The 22,980-nt window shown below is 44.8% G+C and carries 18 protein-coding genes; 5 read left to right on the top strand and 13 right to left on the bottom strand.

Features of this window, described 5'->3' with window-relative positions:
* Window positions 1-2 precede the first annotated feature (2 nt).
* A complete protein-coding gene (locus ACUJFK_RS10310; RefSeq protein WP_445424777.1) occupies window positions 3-1,052 on the bottom strand; it encodes a phospholipase A in 1,050 nt (349 codons plus the stop codon).
* 395 nt (window positions 1,053-1,447) lie between these two features.
* Here ACUJFK_RS10310 and yghU point away from each other — a divergent pair, with 395 nt between their 5' ends.
* Window positions 1,448-2,296 carry a glutathione-dependent disulfide-bond oxidoreductase gene (gene yghU / locus ACUJFK_RS10315; protein WP_445424778.1) on the top strand — a complete coding sequence of 283 codons (849 nt, stop codon included), beginning with the start codon at window positions 1,448-1,450 and terminating at the stop codon, window positions 2,294-2,296.
* Window positions 2,297-2,370: 74 nt separating this feature from the next.
* On the opposite strand, the gene ACUJFK_RS10320 is transcribed toward yghU, so the two are convergent.
* Window positions 2,371-3,051, bottom strand: coding sequence for a tellurite resistance TerB family protein (locus ACUJFK_RS10320; RefSeq protein ID WP_445426774.1), 681 nt, complete (start codon window positions 3,049-3,051; stop codon window positions 2,371-2,373).
* A 62-nt stretch (window positions 3,052-3,113) separates the two neighbouring features.
* Window positions 3,114-4,082 carry an endonuclease gene (locus ACUJFK_RS10325; RefSeq protein ID WP_445424779.1) on the bottom strand — a complete coding sequence of 323 codons (969 nt, stop codon included), beginning with the start codon at window positions 4,080-4,082 and terminating at the stop codon, window positions 3,114-3,116.
* A gap of 359 nt (window positions 4,083-4,441) precedes the next feature.
* On the opposite strand from ACUJFK_RS10325, the gene ACUJFK_RS10330 reads away from it, so the two are divergent.
* On the top strand, window positions 4,442-7,450 hold the full coding sequence (locus ACUJFK_RS10330; protein ID WP_445424780.1) for a diguanylate cyclase: 3,009 nt from the start codon (window positions 4,442-4,444) through the stop codon (window positions 7,448-7,450).
* A gap of 145 nt (window positions 7,451-7,595) precedes the next feature.
* On the opposite strand, the gene ACUJFK_RS10335 is transcribed toward ACUJFK_RS10330, so the two are convergent.
* The 3 genes from ACUJFK_RS10335 to nhaD form a co-directional block, all read right to left on the bottom strand.
* Window positions 7,596-9,293, bottom strand: coding sequence for an NAD-dependent malic enzyme (locus ACUJFK_RS10335; RefSeq protein WP_226752218.1), 1,698 nt, complete (start codon window positions 9,291-9,293; stop codon window positions 7,596-7,598).
* A gap of 50 nt (window positions 9,294-9,343) precedes the next feature.
* A complete protein-coding gene (locus tag ACUJFK_RS10340) occupies window positions 9,344-10,189 on the bottom strand; it encodes an HDOD domain-containing protein (protein ID WP_445424781.1) in 846 nt (281 codons plus the stop codon).
* Between the two features lie 190 nt (window positions 10,190-10,379).
* Complete coding sequence (gene nhaD, locus ACUJFK_RS10345; protein ID WP_445424782.1) at window positions 10,380-11,825, bottom strand: sodium:proton antiporter NhaD; 1,446 nt, start codon at window positions 11,823-11,825, stop codon at window positions 10,380-10,382.
* Here nhaD and ACUJFK_RS10350 point away from each other — a divergent pair.
* Window positions 11,824-11,961 (top strand): hypothetical protein, encoded by a 138-nt coding sequence (locus ACUJFK_RS10350; RefSeq protein ID WP_445424783.1) that lies wholly within the window; start codon window positions 11,824-11,826, stop codon window positions 11,959-11,961. The two genes, nhaD and ACUJFK_RS10350, sit on opposite strands and share 2 nt — an antisense overlap.
* Window positions 11,962-12,032: 71 nt before the next feature.
* On the opposite strand, the gene ACUJFK_RS10355 is transcribed toward ACUJFK_RS10350, so the two are convergent.
* The 7 genes from ACUJFK_RS10355 to zwf all read right to left on the bottom strand — a co-directional run bounded on the left by ACUJFK_RS10355 (window position 12,033) and on the right by zwf (window position 20,243).
* A complete protein-coding gene (locus ACUJFK_RS10355) occupies window positions 12,033-12,500 on the bottom strand; it encodes a Dps family protein (RefSeq protein WP_226752215.1) in 468 nt (155 codons plus the stop codon).
* 389 nt (window positions 12,501-12,889) lie between these two features.
* Window positions 12,890-14,485, bottom strand: a complete 1,596-nt coding sequence (locus ACUJFK_RS10360; RefSeq protein ID WP_445424784.1) for an ABC-F family ATPase — start codon at window positions 14,483-14,485, stop codon at window positions 12,890-12,892.
* A gap of 137 nt (window positions 14,486-14,622) precedes the next feature.
* Entirely contained in the window at window positions 14,623-15,267 is a 645-nt protein-coding gene (locus ACUJFK_RS10365; RefSeq protein ID WP_306178408.1) for a bifunctional 4-hydroxy-2-oxoglutarate aldolase/2-dehydro-3-deoxy-phosphogluconate aldolase, read from the bottom strand.
* Between the two features lie 3 nt (window positions 15,268-15,270).
* Window positions 15,271-16,242, bottom strand: coding sequence for a glucokinase (locus ACUJFK_RS10370; protein ID WP_445424785.1), 972 nt, complete (start codon window positions 16,240-16,242; stop codon window positions 15,271-15,273).
* The gene (gene edd, locus ACUJFK_RS10375) at window positions 16,235-18,067 is read right to left on the bottom strand and encodes a phosphogluconate dehydratase (protein ID WP_226752211.1); all 1,833 of its coding nucleotides are present in this window, start codon (window positions 18,065-18,067) and stop codon (window positions 16,235-16,237) included. Before edd ends, ACUJFK_RS10370 begins: the two co-directional genes overlap by 8 nt.
* Window positions 18,068-18,078: 11 nt before the next feature.
* Window positions 18,079-18,768 carry a 6-phosphogluconolactonase gene (gene pgl, locus ACUJFK_RS10380; protein ID WP_226752210.1) on the bottom strand — a complete coding sequence of 230 codons (690 nt, stop codon included), beginning with the start codon at window positions 18,766-18,768 and terminating at the stop codon, window positions 18,079-18,081.
* A 2-nt stretch (window positions 18,769-18,770) separates the two neighbouring features.
* On the bottom strand, window positions 18,771-20,243 hold the full coding sequence (gene zwf / locus ACUJFK_RS10385; RefSeq protein ID WP_226752209.1) for a glucose-6-phosphate dehydrogenase: 1,473 nt from the start codon (window positions 20,241-20,243) through the stop codon (window positions 18,771-18,773).
* Window positions 20,244-20,522: 279 nt separating this feature from the next.
* Here zwf and ACUJFK_RS10390 point away from each other — a divergent pair, with 279 nt between their 5' ends.
* Window positions 20,523-21,380 (top strand): MurR/RpiR family transcriptional regulator, encoded by an 858-nt coding sequence (locus ACUJFK_RS10390; RefSeq protein WP_226752208.1) that lies wholly within the window; start codon window positions 20,523-20,525, stop codon window positions 21,378-21,380.
* A 115-nt stretch (window positions 21,381-21,495) separates the two neighbouring features.
* Window positions 21,496-22,932, top strand: a complete 1,437-nt coding sequence (gene pyk, locus ACUJFK_RS10395) for a pyruvate kinase (protein WP_445424786.1) — start codon at window positions 21,496-21,498, stop codon at window positions 22,930-22,932.
* The last annotated feature ends 48 nt before the right edge of the window (window positions 22,933-22,980 follow it).

Below are 22,980 nucleotides of genomic sequence, written 5' to 3' on the forward strand. Positions count from 1 at the left end.
CGTTAAAAGTTAAACAGCATAAAGCCTAAACCAATGCTATTTTGCCGATGATTATAATCCAGTAAGGTTTCGGCATAACCTGAAAACAACTGCAAGTGTACCCGTAAACCATCGGCTTTTGATTTATCAATTGGGTAAGTTAAGTCTAATTGCCATGAGCCATTCGAAAAGTCATTCCAACTCATTTTGCGCGTTAAAGAAGCGGTCGCGCTGCCCGGTAACCAGCTGAGTTGTAATTCAGTGGTACCCAAAAAAGAGGTCAGATCAGGGTTGTCATCATCATCGGCTTGCTCTGGAATACGCCGATTCACTTTAACGCTAAAACCCACTTGGTCACGTTCGAAAGCCGCTGCGGCATAAATACGATTCCAACTGCGCGACATGGGTTCGCTTTGTCCGTTAGATTGGTGTACAAAGCCAAGTTGGAGCATTTGCATACTCCAACCTAGCGGCAGATCACCCAGATATTTTGCAGTAGGAATAACGTAAATGACTTCAGGCTGATAATCGGTGCTACGAAAGGGGGCGGAGTCTTGCGAGTTCCAAAGTTGCCACATCGACGTTTGAGTGTAAGCAAACCATAAATCTGCATTAGGCAATAATACATCTTCTAACATCTTCGCGCGTAAAGACACCTGCAATTTTGCTTCTATTGGTTTGTAATTCTCTTGTAAATCAGCCAAACCTAAAGTTGGGCTTTGCGGTTGCCGATTAATCGACGACGTGTAATGTGCGGGTAATAAGAAGTTTGGCTGATAAGTACGCACCACAAATGGCCCGCGTTTTTCATTATCACCCAGCTCCCAAAGGCTTTGCAAAATAGTCGCTACCGGAATGGGTGCTGCCTCTTCAACTTGAGTCACCTCTATCGAAGGCGTGGTTTCAATTTTAGCTTCAGCAACTAAGCGAGCTTTTTGTTGCGCTTCCACTAAGCGGTCGTAACAAGCCAACCTTTGTAGATCATCTTGACCAAGACATTGTTCCATCGGCAAAATATCTGCCGACGCTGCACTTGAGCTTAATAATAAAATTCCGGTTAATGGTGTGAGCACGGCCTATTTCCTTTAGCGTCAATCTACTTATATTAATAGCTTAACATGACAAAACGCTGAACATGACAAATTTGTTAGCTCATGTTATCTAATTAGCTGATTAACCTAGCGAAGCGCTATTTGTCACTGGCTTATTCCTTGGTTATTCAGCAGCGTAAATTGCTATTTTTTACTTTGCTAAGATGTTTAGTTACTTTGGCCAGTTATAGGGTGTTGGTGTTTAACTTTGTCGATATCAAGCCCATTTAGCTGATTTCGTTAAACCCGCACTTTAAATTTTTTAGCCGCACCCTCAGATAGACCGTTATATGAAAACCCGAGCATAAGATATTTCATGGCAATGCCCTGTTTTATGCAGCAAGGCAGAGCCGTTATCACCCAATAAGGAAAGCTTTATGAGTCAATCCACTTACCACCCCCCCAAAGTTTGGCAATGGCAGCAAGCTAATGGTGGTGCCTTTGCTAATGTCAATCGCCCTATCGCGGGGGCGACGCATGATAAAGCTTTGCCCAAGGGGGAACATGCTTTACAGCTGTATTCACTGGCCACACCGAATGGGGTTAAGGTCAGTATCTTATTAGAAGAGTTGTTGGCCGCAGGCTTTGAACAAGCAGATTATGATGCTTGGTTAGTGAATATTCGTGAGGGCGATCAATTTAGCAGTGGCTTTGTTGACGTTAACCCCAATTCTAAAATCCCCGCTCTGATGGATTATTCAACTACTCCGCCAACACGGTTGTTTGAATCTGCATCCATCATGCTGTATTTGGCAGAAAAATTTCAGGCATTTATACCCAAAGACACCTCAGCCCGTGCGCAAATGTTTAATTGGTTATTCTGGCAAATGGGCAGTACGCCCTTCTTAGGCGGTGGCTTTGGGCATTTTTATGTTTATGCTCCCGAGAAAATTGAATATGCCATAGATCGCTATGCTATGGAGACAAAACGGCAATTAGACGTATTAGATAAGCAGTTGGCCAACAATGAGTTTATTGCCGGTGAAGAATACACGATTGCGGATATGGCCATTTGGCCATGGTACGGTGCTTTAGTATTAGGCCGTTTGTATGATGCGGCAGAGTTTTTAAGTGTTGATAGCTACACTCATGTACGACGCTGGGCCAAGCAGATTGACGCGCGACCTGCGGTAAAGCGTGGTTATATTGTTAATCGTACTTTTGGGCCTGAGCCGCATTTGGCTGAAAGACACAGCCAAGAAGATTTTAAAGTTTTTGGTTTGTAAAAATAAGGCGCGTTAAGCGTAATACCCTCTAGGTTTAGCGTTTAGCGCCTTTTTTTACGTTGCCTGATACCTTATTAAGTTTGAGCCGCGGTAAGCTGCTGCGCTTGTCTTGCTTGGTGCTGCAATTCATTTTGTAAACTTTCGGGTAAGGCTAATTGTTTGGCAAGTTCATTTAGGTAACTGCGCTCCATAAAGCTTTCTTCGTCAATTACCAATACGCTGGCAAGATACATTTCTACGGCGATGTCTCTGTTGGTCGCATATTTCGCCACATTGGCAGGATCTAAAGGTTGTTGTAATTGCTGATCAATAAAAGACAGTAACGCCTGATCGGCGGTTAGTTTAGCCACTTCGGTATCAATGATGTGTCGTTCACGATCATCAATATGACCATCTGCTTTGGCCGCGGCAATTAACGCAATTAAAATAGCTTTGCTGTGCTCATCGGCTTCTGCAGCACTCAGGTTTTCTAACGATTGTGCCGCAGGTGCTGTTTGCGTCTGCTCCGATTGCTGCCAACTTGTATAAGCTTTGTAAGCGAGTACACCAACCGCGGCTAAACCACCGTAAGTTAACACTTTACCGCCAAGCTTTCGGCCTTTTTTATTCCCTAATAGCAACCCTAAAGCACCACCAGCCAAGGCTGCACCGCCCTTACCTTTTAGCATGTCACTCACACCACCACTTGTTGCAGAACGGCTGGTATTACCAAGCCCGGATTGCAGCAGCTTTTCTAAAAAGTTTTTATTAATCATCACAACATTCCCCCTCTATGAGACACTTATTAGAGTGTTTAATGGTTAAAAGTTCCAGTGGGTTACTTTGGGCAATTGTTTGCTTGTCGATAGCCTTGCGCTTCAGCTTCTAAGACCGTATCAAAACTCACGCGATTGCTTACCGCCATACTTAAATAATTAGGACAATCAGGTCGGTGATAGATTTTTGAGCGACGATTACCATAAATCGGCGTAACTGCCATGCTGGCACTAGGTGCTGCTGCAGCGAGTTGCTCTTTGACCACTAAACCATCCCCTCTCGTTTTATAACCCAGCGACCATTGCTCTGCCCCCGAAATAAAGGGATTGCTTCTGCCGGTTAACGCGGCGGTACGAGCATGTCGCTGTTGTTCAATCTCCGATACCGGATCCTGCAAATGCCACGCCATATACAATTGTTGATCTTGGCGACTAAGTGTCAGGTTATAACGGTCTGCCATATAAAATGCGACTCTGGCAATATCGCCACGAATAGTCATTTTCGGTTGAACTTTACGGTTTTGGGTATCGATTTTTAGGTCGCATTGGCCAAATTGCGCGGTTAGTGTTGTGCTAACCATACCAAATGGTAGATCCGAGCGCAGACCATTAATTTGACCAACCGCATAAGTTAAATTAAATAAATCCGCTTCAATACGATTAAACAGCGGATCGTTTTGTTGACAGTTTTTTCTGCCTCCCTTTTGCCAACACTGTAATTGTTTACCCACCCATGAGATTGGGATGATATGTTCTACTTCAGAGCGCGCCGCGCGAGCTAAGGTGGCGGCACTGGGTAAACCTTTTGGTGAATAAACCGCAAAACCACAAGCAGCATGATCAACTCTACCGCCACTGCGTCCTACCCAGCTGATAGGGCAATCGCAATAAAATGTTTGAGGTTTATCTTGATATACCTGTTTTAATAACACTTTCGCTTGTTCAAAATTGGTCGGTTCTGCGGCAAAGGCGAACACACTGAGCAACCCGCTTGCTAACAAGCCACTTGCGACTAACCATCTTGTTCTCATACTGACAACGACTCTACTGCACGGGCCGAACGCGCAAAGCTGACTACCTATTTTGTGACGGCCAGCACAAAACAGCGTTACGTTGTTCTTAGAGAACCCTTCAGAGAGCGAAGACAACTTAGGGAATATTAACAGTTTTAGTGTTTAAAACGAAGCGAGTTAAATTGCGCGCGAAATATTGCAAATTAGCGTTTGGCTTGCCTTTTAAAACACGATATGCTGATAGAAATTGATACTTAAACGCTTACTAACAGTGATAATTTTTTTTCAGTCTGGGTTAACTGCTACATTAGAGATCAGTGATGATTCTTACATTGTCTGAACGGTATACTTATAGTATGAACAACGGGTCGAATTAAATGGATGTATTCCCCTGCATGCAGCATATTTTAAAAAGAGGGTTTCTATGCCTGATGCTGCTCTGCTCCCCAACTGTCTTAAGCCTTGATTATCAATTTAGTCCAATAGATGATCCCCTGTTAGCACGACAAGCTTCTGTTTATGATATTAAAGCGGATAAACAAGGTCTTCTGTGGTTTTCCAGCGATACCGATGGTTTGATTCGCTTTGATGGTTACAGGAGCACCAATTGGTTGGTACCCGATTCAAACGAATATAACCGCCTAAATATCAACCGCATGGTGTTTACTGAACGTGGAGACATGTGGCTGGGTGGCTGGGGTGAAGGTTTATTCTTACTCAAACAGCAATCTAAAGAGCGCATTAATTTTAAAGCCGATAGCACTGATGACAATGCGTTAGCCTCTGATCGTGTTCAAGAAATATTTTCAGACAGCCAAGATCGTATTTGGATTGGCTCCGCAGGTGGTGTCAATATTATTTACCCTGATCAACCTTATCGCCTCACGCGTTTTGCGCTAAACCAGACCAATCATCCGTTAAATGGCCAGCGCATTTGGGGTATTACCGAATTTGATAATGCGATTTGGTTTGCCACTTCCAACGGTATCGTTAAACTCAATTCAGATCTGTCAACTTATACACAGCTCGATTTGCCTGCTTTAAATAAGTTGGTAGCCGATCGCGCTAGAGAAGTGCGAAATATTGCGAATATCAATAATCAGCTATGGGCACTTTCCTCTCAAGGCTTATTTCTTTACCAGGCAGCGTGCCAGTGTTTTACTGAAATAGAAACGCCAGAAGATTTGCCGACCCCTCGCGGTAATGTTTTAGCCGAATTAAGCCCTGGAAGATTGTGGGTGGGTGCCTCAGATGGCTTATATTTACTTGATATCCCATCACTGACTTGGCTAAAAAACAATAACAATTACAATTTTTTACCTAATGCCGATGTACGCAGCTTACATCAGAACAGCAGTAAGCAATTATGGGTAGGCACGCGTGATCGCGGAATCTTTGTTGGTTTGGCACAACACTCGGTTTTTAAACCATTAGCTCTCACTATGCCAGCTACCTTGCAAGAAGCGGCGTTAAAACGCATAAGCGCGGTTTACCATGACAAAACGGGTAATCTTTGGCTTGCAACGCCCAATCAATTATTACGCCGTGATCCAAAACAGCAATGGCAAATATTTGACTTTGGCTGGCAAACTGGGATCCGTAAAGTTTTTAGGCTCTACAGCGATGCAAATGATGTGCTTTGGCTCGCTACCGATGTTGGTTTGTTCCATTTTAAAGATGAACAATTGACCCAAGAAACGCGTCCCTTTGATTTAGCTAATATTAATAGTACTGCCGTAACCGACCTCTTTATCAGTACTACCGGGACCTTCTATTTTAGTTTGTGGCAGCAAGGGATGTTAATCTGGCAATCTGATAAACAAGACGTAAAAATGGTTATCAGTGATATTCACGGTATCAATGGGGATTTAATTCATCAAATAAGTGTGCAAGACGGTTTACCACGCTATGCTGCCAGTCGCTACTCAGGCTTATTTGTTAACAATGCTGCGCAGGAGCGTTGGTCTCGGCTTACTCTGCCGATCCAAGATGATATTGATGGCTTTGGCTGTGCCTTACCCGAAGATAACGGCATCTTGTGGTTATGCTCTGAATACGGCTTGTGGCAATTTGATAAAACCAATAACAATTTGCTGCATTACATGCCAGAGCAGGGGTTACCTAGCCCATATATAAATAGTGCCTTTTTTGATGCACACGGCCAGCTTTGGGCTCTTACCAACAATGGTCCAGCTCGTTTTGATTCTCAACTCCAGCGTTTTGTTAGTTATGGTGTAGCCGATGGCTTACCCGATCTTACTATGCAGCGTAATGCCTATTCTATTTCTGCCGATGGCGAAATGGTGCTTGGGACCGCCATTGGTGCTGTGGTGCTGAATAACGAGCCAGAACAAGAAGTGTTTCAACCGCCGCGCCTGGTGCTTACCGAGTTGATTGTTGATGGTGTTGATTTAACGCGTGAGTTTGACGTCCTGAATGAAAATTTAGAATTACCCTATGCGTTTAACGAGCTGATTATTCGTTTTGCGGTATTGGATTATTGGGAGCCTGAGCTGAATAGCGCGCGAAGTCGACTCATTGGCTTATCTGATCAGTGGTCAGCACTGAATAATAGCCGTGAAATTCGCTATGTCAATTTGAAGCCAGGCAAGTTTCAATTAGAAATTGAAGGCCAAAACAGCCGTGGTTTTAACACCATAGCGCCATTACGCTTAACATTTAGTGTTGCGGCACCTTGGTATTATTCTGTGTGGATCTGGCTGTTGTTGATTGTGTCTTTACTGGCCTTGTTTGTGCTAATTGTTTGGTTACGCGAAGCCAGTTTACGCCGACAAAATGTTCGCTTACACGACTTAGTTAAACAGCGCACGCAAGAGTTAGAGTCGTTGGCAACACAATTGAAAAATCGGGCCGACCACGATCCATTAACAAATCTCTTAAATCGAGATGGGTTTGCTGAGAATTTCTCTCGCCTTTTAGCCCATGCTGCCCGTGAAAATCAAGCCGTCAGCCTGGTATTAATTGATATTGATTACTTCAAAATGCTCAATGACCAATACGGTCATAATGCGGGCGATGTGGTGCTGCAGCATTTTGCCAAGTTATTAAGCCAGCGAATTCGTGGTACTGATATCGTGGGACGCTGGGGTGGCGAAGAGTTTGTCCTCACCTTAGCGAATTGTAATGCTATGGATGCTCAGGTTTTTTGCCAGCAGTTTTTACAGCTCTTACAGCATGACGGTTGTAAGTATCAGGGCACACAACTCACCATCAGTGCAACTATGGGCATTGCCAGCTTGCCCTTATCTGTAAAGTCACTGCAGCAATGGGTAAAGTATGCTGATGAGGCATTATATATCGGCAAAAATAATGGTCGCAATCAGGCGGTGATCGCCACTATACCAACTAATTTAACTTCAACCTGACGTGCAGCATTATTCGAACAGTTCCGATAAAGCGTAACTTTTACCTACGTAAACTTGCAAAACGCGCTTTAGTAGCCAATTAACACTGTCTTTAGCTAACCATCACACCGCTAACGTTAACTATAACGGCGTGATGGTGAGTAGATTAGTTACTTACACGACGGTAGGAACGATACTGTGGCTGCCAAAAATTTTGTTCAATTTTTTGCTGTAGCACGTTATCGTCTATCTCTAGCGCTAAACCCTGCTGGATCGCCACTTTGGCAACCGCAAAAGCAATCTTCTTACTTAATTCTGCCAGCGCAGTGAAATTTGGTAATAACCCGCCCTGCCCGGTATTTGCCAGCGGTGAGTTCGCCGCTAAGGTTTCGCTGGCCGCTCGTAGCATGTCATCACTGATCAAACGGGCTTTTACAGCCAGCACGCCTAAGCCAATACCAGGGAAAATATAACTGTTATTACATTGGGTGATCAGATGTTGCTTACCCTGATAAGTCACGGGGGCAAAAGGACTCCCCGTAGCAATAATCACGTCACCGTCAGTCCAATGAATCACTTGCTCTGGTGTGGCTTCGACCTGACGTGAAGGATTACTCAATGGGAAAATAATCGGTGTGTCACAGCCTTTTTTCATGGCGCGGATCACTTGCTCGGTAAATAAGCCCGCTTGGCCAGACACCCCAATTAGGATAGTGGGCTTTGCACAGTGCATGACATCCAGTAAGCTTGGGTAATCGCCACTGAAGCTCCAATCACTGATCGCTTCGCTGCGTTGTACTAAGGCTTGTTGAAAATCACGTAAATCGGGCATCGTTTCAGTTAATAAACCAAAACGGTCGACCATGTAAATCTGGCTACGCGCTTGTGGCTCCGTTGCACCTTCTGCAACCATTTGGCTAATAATTTGTTCTGCAATACCACAACCCGCAGAGCCCGCACCGACAAACACCACTTTTTGCTGATGCAACGACACGCCTTTAGAGCGGCAAGCGGCAAGTAAGGTTCCCACGGTAACGGCTGCTGTACCTTGAATATCATCATTAAAACAACATACCTGATCACGGTAACGCTGCAAAATCGGCATGGCATTAGGCTGCGCAAAATCTTCAAATTGAATAATCGCATCAGGCCAACGTCGATTAACGGCAGTCATAAATAAATCAATAAATTCGTTATACTGTTCTTGCGCAACCCGTTTTTGCCGCAGGCCCATGTACATCGGATCATTTAACAGCTTTTCGTTATTGGTCCCGACATCCAGCATCACCGGCAACGTATAAGCCGGGCTAATACCACCACAAGCGGTATACAGCGATAGCTTACCGATGGAAATACCCATGCCGCCGATACCTTGGTCACCTAAACCTAGCACTCGCTCACCATCCGTTACGACAATAACTTTAACTTTCGCTTTAGTGGCATTGCGCAGCACATCGTCCAAATTGTAGCGATCGTCATAACTGATAAATAAGCCGCGCGAGCTGCGATAAATATCAGAGAATTGCTCACAAGCATCACCGACTGTGGGGGTATAGATAATGGGTAACATTTCTTCTAAATGCTGCTGCACTAAACGATAAAACAAGGTTTCATTGTTATCTTGGATCGCCCGTAAATAAATGTGCTTGTTGATGGCATCATCAAAACTGCGATACTGCAAATAACAACGACTGACCTGCTCTTCAATCGTTTCATAACGTGGTGGCAGTAAACCGGTTAAATTAAAGGTGGAGCGCTCTTCTCGGGTGAAAGCACTGCCTTTGTTTAATAATGGCGTTTCAAGTAATGCTGAGCCTGCGTAGCCTGTGTAAAGAGGACGCTTGTTTGATGGTGTTACAGACATGATTTAATCCGAAAATGACCACTGCCACCTGTCGATGGCAGTAAATTGATTTAATAAATGGTGCTGATCCTAGGGTTTAAAATGGACAACACGAACAAGCCTTCGGTATTACAAAAATCGATCGCTTTAATCAAATCCGCCTGCGCCAGTTGCAGTACTTCTAATAAGTAGGGATCGACCAGCGTTTGCATATTATAAAGCTCAGGGTGCTGATTAGCTAAGGCTAAACGTACAGCAAGATGCACTACAAGCACATCAAGTGATCGCGCTTCATAATGGGTATTATTTTGCAGAGCAAGTGGCTCTACGATGGAATCGGGCAGCTGCCACATATTCAGTAATTCTGCACCGCAAGCGGCATAGCTAAAGCCAAGCAGTTTTTGTTGTAGTTGCCAGGGTTTCATTTCATCGGTGTATTCTTGACAAGCTGCAGCCACTTCGGCGTTTTGCTGCACAACAACTAACTCACCAATATTATGTAATAAACCAGAAACATAAGCGCGATCGGGATGTTTTAAGCCAATACGCTGTGCTAAATATTTAGCAATTAATGCCGCATTAACGCTTTGTTCCCAAAAACGTTCGGTGTCAATCGCTTGCGTGTTTAATTTACTGCAGGCGGTACTGATACCAATACTGAGGATCAAGTTATAGACTTGGGTTTTACCCAATACCAATAACGCTTTGTTGATGGTTTCAACTTGGTAAGGCAGACGATAAACCGCACTATTAGCCAGTTTTAGAATTTTTGACGTTAATACCGGATCAAGCAGAATGACATCGGCAATATCATCAAGATTTGCGGTGTCTGAATCCATAAGCTCTTTAACCCGGAAATAACTATCCGGTAAAGAAAACAGCTCTTGCACATTTTGCGCATACTGTAACGCATTCATTCGACCTTCTCCGTTTTAACCTACGCTTAGACACTACATAACCTACATTAAGGTAAGTATAAGTGTTACTTCAAGTTTTGATTTTACAAGGTTTTAGCTAAAATACTTAGAAATTTTAGCTCAGAAAGGCAAAAAGAGTGATAAAAACCGCCAACTGTGTATGTTTTACCCACAGTTAGCGGCCAAAAGCTTAACCATAAATCTCAAATAAACCGGCATTAATCCATTGATGCGTGACAATGGACGCGGCATAACCAAGAGCAATAACCGGCGCCCACTTTAGATGCCCAGAAAAGGTATAGTAACCTCGGGCTTGGCCCATTAAGGCCACCCCTGCCGCAGAGCCTACCGACAGTAAACTACCGCCGACCCCGGCGGTTAAGGTAATTAATAGCCATTGACCGTGTGACATCTCAGGTTGCATGGTCAGTACCGCAAACATCACCGGAATGTTATCGATCACGGCCGAGATCACGCCCAAAGCGATATTGGCATTTGTCGCACCCCATTGGGTATACAGAATATCAGACATCAAGCCAAGATAACCTAAAAAGCCCAAGCCCCCCACACACATCACGACACCGTAAAAAAACAATAAGGTATCCCACTCAGCGCGTTGTACCCGACTAAACACATCAAATGGCACAACGCCGCCTAAACGTTTTAAACGTTCCACATCACCGGTACGTTCAGCCATTGCTCTTTTGCGCGCCAATGAACCCGGTAATGTTTGCCGTAAAAAGTAGCCAAAAAATTGTAAATAACCCAAGCCCATCATCATGCCCAGTACCGGGGGCAAATGCAGGAAGGTATGACAACTTACCGCAGTAGCAATGGTGATGAGAAATAAACTCACGATACGCAGTGCACCGCGCTTTAATTCCACTTCTTCTAATAACGCACTGGGTTGACGTTTTTCGACAAAAAAACTCATCACTATGGCCGGGACTAAGAAATTAACTAAAGATGGGATAAACAGTGCAAAGAATTCTTGAAAATGTAATAAACCAGCTTGCCACACCATCAGCGTAGTGATGTCACCAAACGGACTAAAAGCGCCCCCGGCATTAGCGGCGACCACAATATTGACACAGCATAAATTGATAAATTTTTTATCGCCTTCAGCCACTTTCATCACCACAGCACACATCAGCAAAGCCGTGGTCAGGTTATCGGCTACCGGTGAGATAAAGAAGGATAAAAAGCCGGTGATCCAGAACAGGTTTTGATAACTGAAGCCCTTTTTTATCATCCAAGAACGTAACGCATCAAATAAACGCCGCTCTTCCATGGCATTGATGTAGGTCATCGCTACTAATAAAAAAAGCATTAACTCAGCAAATTCGAGCAAATTATGCCGAAATGCCACCTGCGTGACTTCGGGTTGCCCCTGCTGAATATAAACCCAACCAATTAACATCCAAATTAAACCGGCCGCAACTAATACGGGCTTGGATTTGCGCATATGCAGTTTTTCTTCGCCCATCACCAGTGCATAAGCGATAACGAAAATACCGATACACACATAGCCAACCATCGATTGTGTCAGTTCTAGTTGACCAGCGGCAGCCGCAAAGGCTGAGGGAGTGAGTAATAACAGTACGGTATAGCAGAAAACAGAAAGGATCTTTTGCATGCGTAAACCTATTCGGGTTGAGTTTTCAAACAGATCCACGGTGGATCAGCCAATTTCAGTCAAAAAAGCATTACACTTCTGGATGGCCAGAGTGCCAGATGAATTAGCTGATTTCCACGATAAATTGCAAAATTAGACCAAAGTTTACTTTTTAGACAGAAAAAAAGGAGCCAAAGGCTCCTCTAATCACAGGTGAAGATGAAGAGATTACGCCACTAAGCTACGTAACATCCACGCATTTTTTTCATGTACTGTCATACGCTGCGTCAGCAGATCCAGCGTCACTTCGTCTGAAGCGCCGTCTGCCACGGGCACAATAGAGCGAGCAGTCTTAGCAATGGCCTCTTGGCCTTTGACTAAGTCTTTAATCATCTCTTCCGCTGTTGGAATACCGTCTGCTTCTTTTAAACTGGTTAAACCGGCATAAGCTTTATAAGAGCCTGGCGCAAATTCACCTAAAGCCCGGATCCGCTCGGCGATATCATCCACGGCAATCGCTAACTCGGTGTACTGGGTTTCAAATAATGTATGCAGGGTTTGAAACATTGGCCCCGTAACATTCCAATGATAATTATGTGTTTTCAGATACAGCGTATAAGTATCTGCCAGTAATACCGATAAACCATGAGCAATGGCTTTACGCTGTTCTTCTTCAATACCTATATTGATCTTCATTTTCTCTCCTTGGTCTAGGGCTTGTTGACGTTTGCTGGTTGTTTTTGCAGCTGAGTGGCTGGTATTTATACAAGGCAGAGCTTGTGCCGTGTAGTTATTCTACATAAACAAGCTATAACGCAGTAGAAATGCCAGCCACACGCTGCCCGAAGGGTTCGTCTGGCGATGCTTTGCTCTTTGTCTCTCGTCGTTTATTTAGAATAACAAAATTACACTCCTCGTTTCGCGATCAAAACATCGCCAAACGAACAAAATCTAAACAGAAAACGTCAACAAGCCCTAATAGTTAATGCACAAGAAATGTTAGCCTATTAACAATGACATGGAGGCAAAATATTCAATATCAAGGGCTGGCATAATATAAACATTTTATGCCAGCCGTTAAGTGGTTATTGTAAGGCGAGTTGTTGCGCCAGATATTCTTCGTAACTACCGGCAAAGTTACTCATCCCTTTGTCGGTGATTTCGATAATACGGCTGGCCAACGAAGAAACAAACTCACGGTCATGACTGACAAACAACAAGGTTCCTTTGTAATGCTCTAAGGCTAAGTTAAGTGACTCAATCGACTCCATATCTAAGTGGTTAGTCGGTTCATCCATCACCAAAATATTCGGTCTTAATAACATCAGTTTACCGAACAACATACGGCCTTGCTCACCACCCGATAACACTTTAACGGACTTTTTGATGTCATCTTGTGAGAATAGTAAACGTCCTAAAACACCACGAATCGCTTGTTCGTCATCTGAGGGTTGTTTCCATTGGCTCATCCAATCGAACAACGTCATGTCAGTTGCAAATTCATGTGCATGATCTTGCGCATAGTAACCAATACAGACGTTTTCAGACCATTTTACCGTACCGCTATCTAGTTTGAGATCACCCACTAAACACTTTAACAGGGTTGATTTACCGATACCGTTCGGGCCCAGGATGGCGACCTTTTCACCGACTTCGATGGTCATTTTTAACTGGCGTAATAGTTGTAGTTCACCAAAGTTTTTGCTTAAGTCTTCCACTTCTAACGCTAAACGATACAATTGTTTTTGCTGTTCAAAACGAATGAACGGATTAACACGGCTTGAGGCTTTCACTTCTTCTAACTGAATTTTATCAATTTGTTTAGCGCGACTGGTGGCTTGTCGTGCTTTTGACGCATTGGCAGAAAAGCGGCTGACGAACGTTTGGAGTTCGGCAATTTGCGCTTTTTTCTTGGCATTATCCGATAACAAACGCTCACGTGTTTGCGTGGCGGCCGTCATGTATTCATCATAGTTGCCTGGGAATACGCGTAACTCGCCGTAGTCTAAATCAGCCATATGCGTACAGACGCTGTTTAAGAAGTGTCTATCGTGCGAGATGATGACCATGGTGGAATTACGCTCAGCCAACACGTTTTCTAACCAACGGATCGTATTAATATCCAAGTTGTTGGTAGGTTCGTCTAGCAACATGATATCGGGATCAGCAAATAACACCTGGGCCAATAAAACACGTAATTTGAAGCCTGGCGCGACTGACGACATCAAACCATAATGCTGCTCAATCGGGATCCCCACGCCTAATAATAATTCACTGGCCCGCGATTCAGCAGAGTAGCCATCCATCTCACCAAAAGCGACTTCCAGATCGGCGACTTTCATGCCATCTTCTTCAGTCATTTCAGGCTCGGCATAAATACGATCGCGTTCTGACTTCACCGACCATAGCTCTGCATGCCCCATGATCACCGTATCAATAACGGTGTACTTTTCAAAGGCGAATTGATCTTGATGCAGTTTTGCTACGCGAAAGTTAGGCTCAACAAAAACATTACCCGCGCTAGGTTCAAGCTCGCGACTTAAAATCTTCATGAATGTCGACTTGCCGCAGCCGTTCGCGCCGATCAAACCATAACGATTGCCATCGCCAAATTTAATCGAAATATTTTCAAACAACGGCTTAGCGCCGAACTGCATGGTAATGTTATTGGTTGAAATCACAGAAAAGGGTCCGTTACAGGGTTAAAACAGCTAAAAATGGTGCGCTACTATACGTGTTTTGTCGGTAAAACTCAAAAGCACAGTGCTTTTAAATGTGCTTAAAACAAGAAACCGGCCTAAGCCGGTTTGTTGTTACCTTATTTTGCCTCGGCAACGGCTTTGGCCGTTAGCGCGGTAATGGTCGCCCAGTCTTTAGCATCGACTGCGCTATCAGGTACTATCCATGAACCGCCAACACAACTGACATTCGGTAGAGCCAGGTAATCATGATAGTTCTTCTCGTTAATACCACCGGTAGGACAAAAACGAATATCGGCAAAAGGACCATAAATTGATTTTAGGTTCTTCACGCCCCCAGCAGCTTCTGCAGGGAAAAATTTAAAGTGGGTATAGCCTAAGACAGTGCCTTGCATTAACTCTGAAATGGTGGCAATGCCGGGGATCAGCGGAATACTGGATTCTTTGGCGGCAATTAACAAGTTTTCGGTTAACCCTGGGCTGATAGCAAATTTTGCACCTGCTGCGATGACTTGAGCTAATTGTTCTGCAGTGGTCACTGTACCGGCACCGACAACCGCCTCTGGCACTTCTTCAGCTAAAAGTTTAATGGCCGCTAACGCTTGTGGAGTGCGCAATGTCACTTCTAACACCTTAATACCACCGGCAATTAATGCTTTGGCTAACGGAACAGCGTCATTAATATCTTTAATAACGATTACTGGAACTACAGGACCCATAGCAAACAACACCGATGGTTGTAGTTGCCAATTAGAAAATGCCATAAATTAACCCGCCAATGTTTGTTTTAGATAAACCGCGGCACCCAATAAACCGGGTTGCTCGGCTGTAACAATGAAAACCGGTATTTGCCGGTTGAAGCCACTAAAGCGCCCTTTTGCATCAAATCGTTGACGAAATTCGCTGCGACCTAACAAGGGTAGAAGTTTCGGTACAATGCCTCCGGCCACGTATACGCCACCAAAAGTACTGAGCGTTAATGCTAAATTACCGGCAATGCTGCCAAGACTGGCATAAAATTGTTCAACTGTTGCTACAGCTAACGCTGAGCTGTTGCTGAGCGCTTGTTGGCCAATCTCACCGGCAGTTAAAGGGGGCGTGTCGATTTTTTGATAAGCCGCTAGCGCACGATAAATGGCTTCTAAACCAGGGCCAGATAACAGGCGCTCTGGTGATACATGCTCATGCTCAGCAGCTAATTGTTGATAAATAAACCACTCTTGTTCAGTTTGTGGCGCCCAATCAACATGGCCGCCCTCACCCGGTAACGGTATATACTTTTGGCCAAAAGGCACTAAATGCGCCACGCCTAAGCCCGTTCCGGCACCCAGCACGGCCATAGGCTGTGCAGGGTTAGCGGCTTCACCACCAATCTGAATTTTTTGGTCCTCAGCCAACGCCGGTAATGACATGGCAACAGCGGTAAAGTCATTCATTAACAGCAGCGTATCTAACCCCAAGCCGGCTTGCATGGCCTTAATCGAAAATTGCCAATGAAAGTTCGTCATCCGAACTTCATCACCGTTAATGGGGCAAGCAATACCAATAGCAACATCTTTTAACGCAGTTAATCCTTGCTGCTGTTGATAGTGCGATAATGCATCGGCTAAGGTTGCAAAATCTGCACAAGGATAAACTGCGACTTTATCCAGCGCTAAGGTATCTAATGCAACCCGGCTGAAGCGGGCATTTGTGCCACCAATATCGGCGACGATGGCAAATTTACGAGTGTCAGCCATGCAGGTGTTCCTCCGTAATAAATAAGCTGCATGCACCCTGCTCAGCCCCAGTAAGTTGCTGACGCATGGCACCAAACATTTCACGGCCCATACCGTATAAATTCGGTGCCATGTCTGCTACTGCAACCGGTCTTGCGGCAAACTCTTTAGCATCGACCAACACTTCTAACTTGCCACTTTCGCCATCCACTAACAGCATATCGCCATTATTAATACGAGCAATGTTACCGCCATCTAAGGCTTCTGGTGTGACGTGAATGGCTGCTGGTACTTTTCCTGACGCGCCGGACATTCGACCATCCGTTACCAAAGCCACTTTAAAACCTTTATCTTGTAACACCCCTAACGGTGGCGTTAACTTGTGTAGCTCTGGCATACCACAGGCTTTTGGACCTTGGAAACGCACTACAACAACACAGTCTTTGTCTAATTCACCGGCTTTAAACGCCGCGTCTAATTCATGCTGGCTGTGGAAAACGACTGCTGGCGCTTTAACAATTTCGGTGCCTGGACGCAGTGAAGAGGTTTTCATGACGCTGCGACCGACATTACCGGATAACACTTGTAAGCCACCATGAGCTTTAAAGGGTTTGTCCACTGAGGTTAAAACATCATCATCAGATGATTGCTCTGGACCATCCACCCAAACTAATTTGCCGTCTTGTAATACCGGAACTTGGGTATAACGACGTAGCCCTGGGCCCGCAATCGTTTGCACATCTTCGTGTAATAAGCCGGCATCTAATAAAGTGCGCATCAAGTACGCCATACCACCGGCATATTGGAAATGGTTAATATCTGCTTGGCCGTTCGGGTAAATGCGCGTTAACAACGGCGTCGCATCTGACAGCTCAGCAAAATCATCCCAATTCACAATAAAACCGGCTGAACGCGCAACCGCAATCAAGTGCATAGTGTGATTAGTTGAACCACCCGTGGCTAACAGACCCACGATACCGTTAACAATGGCTTTTGCATCAACCAATTTACCGATAGGTAAATAGTCATTACCTAGCGCTGTTAAACGCGTTACTTGACGAGCTGCCGCCTTGGTTAATTCATCACGTAACGGGGTGTTGGGGTTAACAAAAGACGAGCCAGGTAAATGCAGGCCCATCATTTCCACCACTAATTGGTTCGAATTGGCCGTGCCGTAGAAAGTACAGGTTCCAGCAGAGTGATAAGACGCGGCTTCCGCTTCTAAAAGCTCTTCTTTACCGACTTTACCTTCAGCATAAAGCTGACGTACGCGCGCTTTTTCTTTATTTGGGATCCCTGATGGCATCGGGCCGGCAGGAACAAACACAAAAGGTAAATGACCAAAACTCAACGCTGCCATTAATAAACCCGGAACGATTTTATCGCAGATCCCGAGCATTAAGCCGCCATCAAACATATTGTGTGATAAGCCTACCGCAGCAGACATCGCAATAATGTCGCGGCTGAGTAAACTTAATTCCATGCCAGGTTGGCCTTGGGTGACACCGTCACACATGGCAGGAACACCGCCAGCAAACTGGGCAACACTGCCGATCTCATTAACGGCTTTTTTAATGATGTCTGGATACGTTTGATAAGGTTGATGCGCCGACAACATATCGTTATAAGACGAGATAATGCCAATATTAGCTTTAGTTAGACTGCGTAAATCCGCTTTATCGCTGGCACTACAGGCAGCAAAACCGTGTGCTAAGTTACCGCAACTCAAGACACCACGGTGTGGGCCCTGTTGACGGGCTTGCTCTAACCGTTCTAAATAAATAGCACGACTTTTACTACTGCGGGCGATAATACGATCGGTAACTTTCTGAATCACTGGATTCATAACTAAAACCTCTATTGCGGTGCGTACATCACATCAATGCTGATGGATGGATGCTGTAAGAATGCTCGAATGGGCATTTCCATTGGATCGGTGTCGGCTAATGCTTGTTGTAAAACCGGATATTTGTTTTCACCCACTAAGTGCAGAAAAATATGCCGACTGTCTAACAAACGCGCTTTGCTTAAACTGATCCGTTGATAAGGAGCACTGGTGGGCTCTGTAGCCAGAACCGCCGGTGCATCATCAGCTAAACCTGCAGCCAACTGTTGACTGCACGGAAACAATGATGCCGTATGACCATCTTCACCCATGCCTAAAATAACGGCATCAAACGTAGGCAAAGCCGCAACACGGGGCAAAATCTGCGGTACAGCAGCAAACGCATCCGCGGCTTCGGCATATAAACTAATAAAGTGTGCTTTAGCCGCATGCTGTTGTAACAAATTAGCCTTAACCAGCCGCTCGTTGCTGTGCTCAGCACTGGTGGGTAAATAACGATCATCGGCCAGTAAAATGGTCACTTTATCCCAAGCTAGCTCCGTATTGGCCAAAGTGCTAAATAACGCTAATGGCGTACGGCCACCCGAAACAACCAGCGTCGCTTGGCCACGTTCGGCAATCGCCGTGCTAAGAATAGTCAATAGTTGCTGAGCAAAGGCTTGGTTTAAAGCGTTGCTATCAGAAAACGTTTGTAAATTCATGCTTATTCGTCCCAATTACGATCGTCACGTGCCATCATCGAGATAGACGAAACGGGGCCCCAAGTACCGGCCTGATAGGCCTTCGGTGGTTCATTGGTGTTTTTCCAAGCGTTTATAATACCGTCAACCCATTGCCAGGCTTGCTCAACCTCATCACGACGCACGAACAAGTACTGGTTACCCAGCATCGCTTCAAGTAACAGCCGCTCGTAGGCATCTGCAATACGCTGTGATTTAAAAGTCTCGTCGAAACTTAAATCTAGCTTACTTTGTTGTAAGCGCATGCTTTCGCCAAGACCTGGGATCTTATTCATTACCTGAATTTCGACCCCTTCATCTGGCTGTAAACGAATAATTAATTTGTTGGCCGGTAAATCGCGGTAAGTGGCTTTGAAAATATTGTGCGGTTGTGGCTTGAAGCAAATCACCACTTCACTGTGTTTCTTCGGCATGCGCTTGCCCGTTCTTAAATAAAACGGCACACCTGCCCAACGCCAGTTATCAATATCCACCCGGATCGCCACAAAAGTCTCGGTTTTACTGTTGGGTCTAGCGCCCTCTTCTTCTAAATAACCGGGTGCGGCTTGACCCGCCGCAAAACCCGCCGAATACTGACCACGTACGGTTTTCTCTTGTACGTTACTATCATCAATACGACGTAAGGCTTTCAATACTTTTAATTTTTCATCTCGAATGCTGTCTGCATCTAAGCGTGCAGGCGGCTCCATGGCAATCAATGACAACACTTGTAATAAGTGGTTTTGCACCATATCGCGCATTTGACCAGCATCATCGTAGTAGCTCCAGCGGCCTTCTACGCCGACCTCTTCAGCCACCGTGATCTGCACATGGTCAATGGCATTGTGATCCCAGTTAGAGGCAAAAATAGCATTCGCAAAACGCAGGGCTAATAAGTTAAGTACCGTTTCTTTACCTAAGTAATGATCGATACGATAAATTTGGCACTCTTTAAAATGCTCAGCCACTTGATCGTTAATCACATAAGACGATTGCAAATCATGACCAATCGGTTTTTCAAGCACCACTCGCGATGGCTCTGCGGCTAAACCTGCTTCTGCTAAACCCCGACACAAATCGCCAAATAAAGAAGGAGGAGTAGCGAAATAACTGACGGGTACACGTTTGGTGATATCCACCACCTCAGCTAACTTTTTATAATCAGCCGTTTCTTTTAAATCGATAGAAACATAATGCAGCTTTTTAGATAAGGTCTCCCAAACGGTTTCATCTAGGGTTTCTTTTTTTAAGAAGCGCGTTAGGTTGCTTTTAACCAGTTCAATATAGGCTGCGTTATCTAAATCATCACGCGCTACCCCAATAATACGGGAGTCTGCGGCTAATAAACCGGCTTTCTCAAGTTGATATAATGCGGGCAACAATTTTCTGCGAGCAAGATCGCCCTTGGTGCCAAATAGAATAAGATCACATGCCTGGTTTTGCTTGGAGGTTGTCATAACTCAGCCTTAAAAGATGTAATTTTACAACACTTACCCCATACTAACGGAGAGAATGTCGCTTGTAAACGCCATATAATGTAATTTAATTACAGAACTGTTCAAAATTTAACTAAAGTAGTATTATAGTGCAGGTTTTATCCTATTCCTCAGGTTTTGTGGTAAATTTAATACTGTTTTGTCGGCACAATTGAAATAAAACAGTATAACCGACAGATCATTAAACTTAAAAAAACTCACCTCGACCTTACGAGGAATGATAAGTGCAGGTAGCAGCTAATGAACGTACTTGAAAAAATTATTAATAGCGTCAATAACTTCAGCAAATCCGAACGCAAAGTTGCAGACGTTATTCTGGCGAATCCTCAAACCACTATTCATAGCAGCATTGCTTCTTTAGCAAAATTAGCAGATGTGAGTGAGCCCACCGTTAATCGCTTTTGCCGTCGACTCGATACCAAAGGTTTTCCTGATTTTAAACTACACTTGGCACAAAGTCTTGCTAATGGTACGCCGTATGTGAACCGGCATGTCGAAGAAGAAGATGGCCCAGAGGCTTACACGGCCAAAATTTTTGAATCGACTATGGCTGCACTGGATACTGCACGGCAACGAGTTGATATTAGCGCCATTAACCGTGCGGTCGATGTCTTAACCCAAGCAAAGAAAATTTCATTTTTTGGCCTGGGGGCTTCTGCCTCGGTAGCCCATGATGCACAAAACAAATTTTTTCGGTTTAACGTTCCGGTGGTTTGCTTTGATGACATCGTCATGCAACGTATGTCGGCAATTAACAGCTGTGATGGAGAGGTGGTCGTGTGTATCAGCCACACGGGTAGAACGAAAAACCTGTGTGATATCGCAGCGATAGCACGTGAAAACGATGCAACGGTTATTGGTATTACGGCTTATGACAGCCCGTTAGCTAAAGAATGTACCTTGGTGCTTTCTCTTGATGTACCCGAAGATACCGACATGTATATGCCAATGGCTTCGCGGGTCGCGCAACTGGTATTAATTGATATTTTAGCGACCGGCTTTACCTTAAGACGTGGCAGTAAGTTTCGAGAAAACTTAAAGAAAGTCAAAGATAGTTTGCGTGGTTCGCGCTTTGATAAAAAAGATCAAATCAGCTAATCGTTGAAATATGATCGTTTTTGTAATTTTAATTCAGTTTTCTGCTAGGTTATGTAATAAAATTACATTAGACTAAGTAGTAAGCTATTCACAGCTTCAACAGCAGGAGTTTTCGATGCTCAGAAGAACAAAAATCGTCGCCACCCTCGGCCCCGCAACTAATACGCAAGCTATCCTAGAAAAATTGATCAGCGCTGGTGCTAGCGTTTTTCGTTTAAACTTTTCTCACGGAACGGCAGAAGATCACAAGCAACGTGCTGAGATGGTCCGAGCTGCCGCGGCTAAGTTAGGCGCCAATGTCGCCATCTTAGGCGATCTACAAGGCCCTAAAATTCGGGTTTCAACCTTTAAAGATGGCGCCATCATGCTAGAAGAAGGTCAAATCTTCGTGCTAGATGCCGCTTTAGGTAAAGGTGAAGGCGATAACACACAAGTGGGTATCGATTACAAGCAACTGCCACAAGATGTCGTTGCCGGCGACTTACTGCTGTTAGATGATGGCCGAATTGTATTAAAAGTAAATGACGTGCAAGGCGAGCGCGTGATCACTGAAGTCACTATCGGTGGTAAATTAAGTAACAATAAAGGGATCAACCGCCAAGGTGGTGGTTTAACCGCCCCTGCCCTGACTGAAAAAGACAAACGCGACATTATTACTGCCGCTGAAATTGATGTTGATTACCTTGCCGTCTCTTTCCCGCGTTCTGGTGATGATTTACGTTATGCCCGTGAACTTGCCGTGGCAGCAGGCTCTGAAGCCCGCATTATGGCAAAAGTAGAACGTGCTGAAGCCGTTGCCGATGATGAAACCCTCGACGACATTATTCGTGCTTCTGACGCCGTGATGGTAGCACGTGGCGATCTGGGTGTTGAGATAGGCGATGCTGAACTGGTTGGCCAACAAAAACGCATTATCGCGCGTTCACGTCAATTAAATCGCATTGTGATCACCGCAACGCAAATGATGGAAAGCATGATCGAAAGCCCGATGCCAACGCGTGCAGAAGTCATGGACGTGGCCAATGCTGTGTTAGATGGTACTGACGGTGTCATGTTATCTGCTGAAACTGCTGCAGGTAAATATCCGATTGAAACCGTCAAAGCCATGGCGCGCGTTTGTATTGGTGCTGAAAAACACCCATCAGTGCAAAGCTCTAAGCATCGAATGAACTTAAACTTCACAGAAGTCAGTGAAACTATTGCATTGTCTGCGATGTATGCGGCAAACCATTTACCAGGTATTAAAGCCATTATTGCGTTAACTGAATCAGGCTATACTGCGAAGTTGATGTCTCGTATCACCTCACCACAGCCTATTTATGCGCTATCGCGCCATACCAAAACCCTGAACAAAATGGCGATGTATCGTGGTGTTTATCCCGTGTATTTTGACAGCACCGAAGTAGAAGCCTTGTCTTTAGCTGATGAAGCCATCAAGGTGATCAGAGAGAAAGCCGGTTTAAAATCAGGTGACTTAGTCATTATGACGCACGGCGATGTGATGTTACAGGTTGGCGCGTCTAATACCTGCCGCATTGTGACCGTTAAATAAGTTTTTGTATCATTAGCAAAGGCCCTGCATTGCAGGGCCTTTTTGTTT

The organism is Alishewanella sp. HL-SH06, assembly GCF_052656265.1.

Coding starts and splice junctions, on each gene's coding strand:
- zwf (WP_226752209.1), bottom strand. CDS start 20,243: ATGACAACCTCCAAGCAAAACCAGGCATGTGATCTTATTCTATTTGGC.
- pyk (WP_445424786.1), top strand. CDS start 21,496: ATGCTCAGAAGAACAAAAATCGTCGCCACCCTCGGCCCCGCAACTAAT.
- ACUJFK_RS10370 (WP_445424785.1), bottom strand. CDS start 16,242: ATGGCTGACACTCGTAAATTTGCCATCGTCGCCGATATTGGTGGCACA.
- ACUJFK_RS10365 (WP_306178408.1), bottom strand. CDS start 15,267: ATGGCATTTTCTAATTGGCAACTACAACCATCGGTGTTGTTTGCTATG.
- yghU (WP_445424778.1), top strand. CDS start 1,448: ATGAGTCAATCCACTTACCACCCCCCCAAAGTTTGGCAATGGCAGCAA.
- pgl (WP_226752210.1), bottom strand. CDS start 18,768: ATGAATTTACAAACGTTTTCTGATAGCAACGCTTTAAACCAAGCCTTT.
- ACUJFK_RS10340 (WP_445424781.1), bottom strand. CDS start 10,189: ATGAATGCGTTACAGTATGCGCAAAATGTGCAAGAGCTGTTTTCTTTA.
- ACUJFK_RS10325 (WP_445424779.1), bottom strand. CDS start 4,082: ATGAGAACAAGATGGTTAGTCGCAAGTGGCTTGTTAGCAAGCGGGTTG.
- ACUJFK_RS10335 (WP_226752218.1), bottom strand. CDS start 9,293: ATGTCTGTAACACCATCAAACAAGCGTCCTCTTTACACAGGCTACGCA.
- ACUJFK_RS10330 (WP_445424780.1), top strand. CDS start 4,442: ATGGATGTATTCCCCTGCATGCAGCATATTTTAAAAAGAGGGTTTCTA.
- ACUJFK_RS10350 (WP_445424783.1), top strand. CDS start 11,824: ATGCGTAAACCTATTCGGGTTGAGTTTTCAAACAGATCCACGGTGGAT.
- ACUJFK_RS10355 (WP_226752215.1), bottom strand. CDS start 12,500: ATGAAGATCAATATAGGTATTGAAGAAGAACAGCGTAAAGCCATTGCT.
- ACUJFK_RS10390 (WP_226752208.1), top strand. CDS start 20,523: ATGAACGTACTTGAAAAAATTATTAATAGCGTCAATAACTTCAGCAAA.
- edd (WP_226752211.1), bottom strand. CDS start 18,067: ATGAATCCAGTGATTCAGAAAGTTACCGATCGTATTATCGCCCGCAGT.
- nhaD (WP_445424782.1), bottom strand. CDS start 11,825: ATGCAAAAGATCCTTTCTGTTTTCTGCTATACCGTACTGTTATTACTC.
- ACUJFK_RS10320 (WP_445426774.1), bottom strand. CDS start 3,051: ATGATTAATAAAAACTTTTTAGAAAAGCTGCTGCAATCCGGGCTTGGT.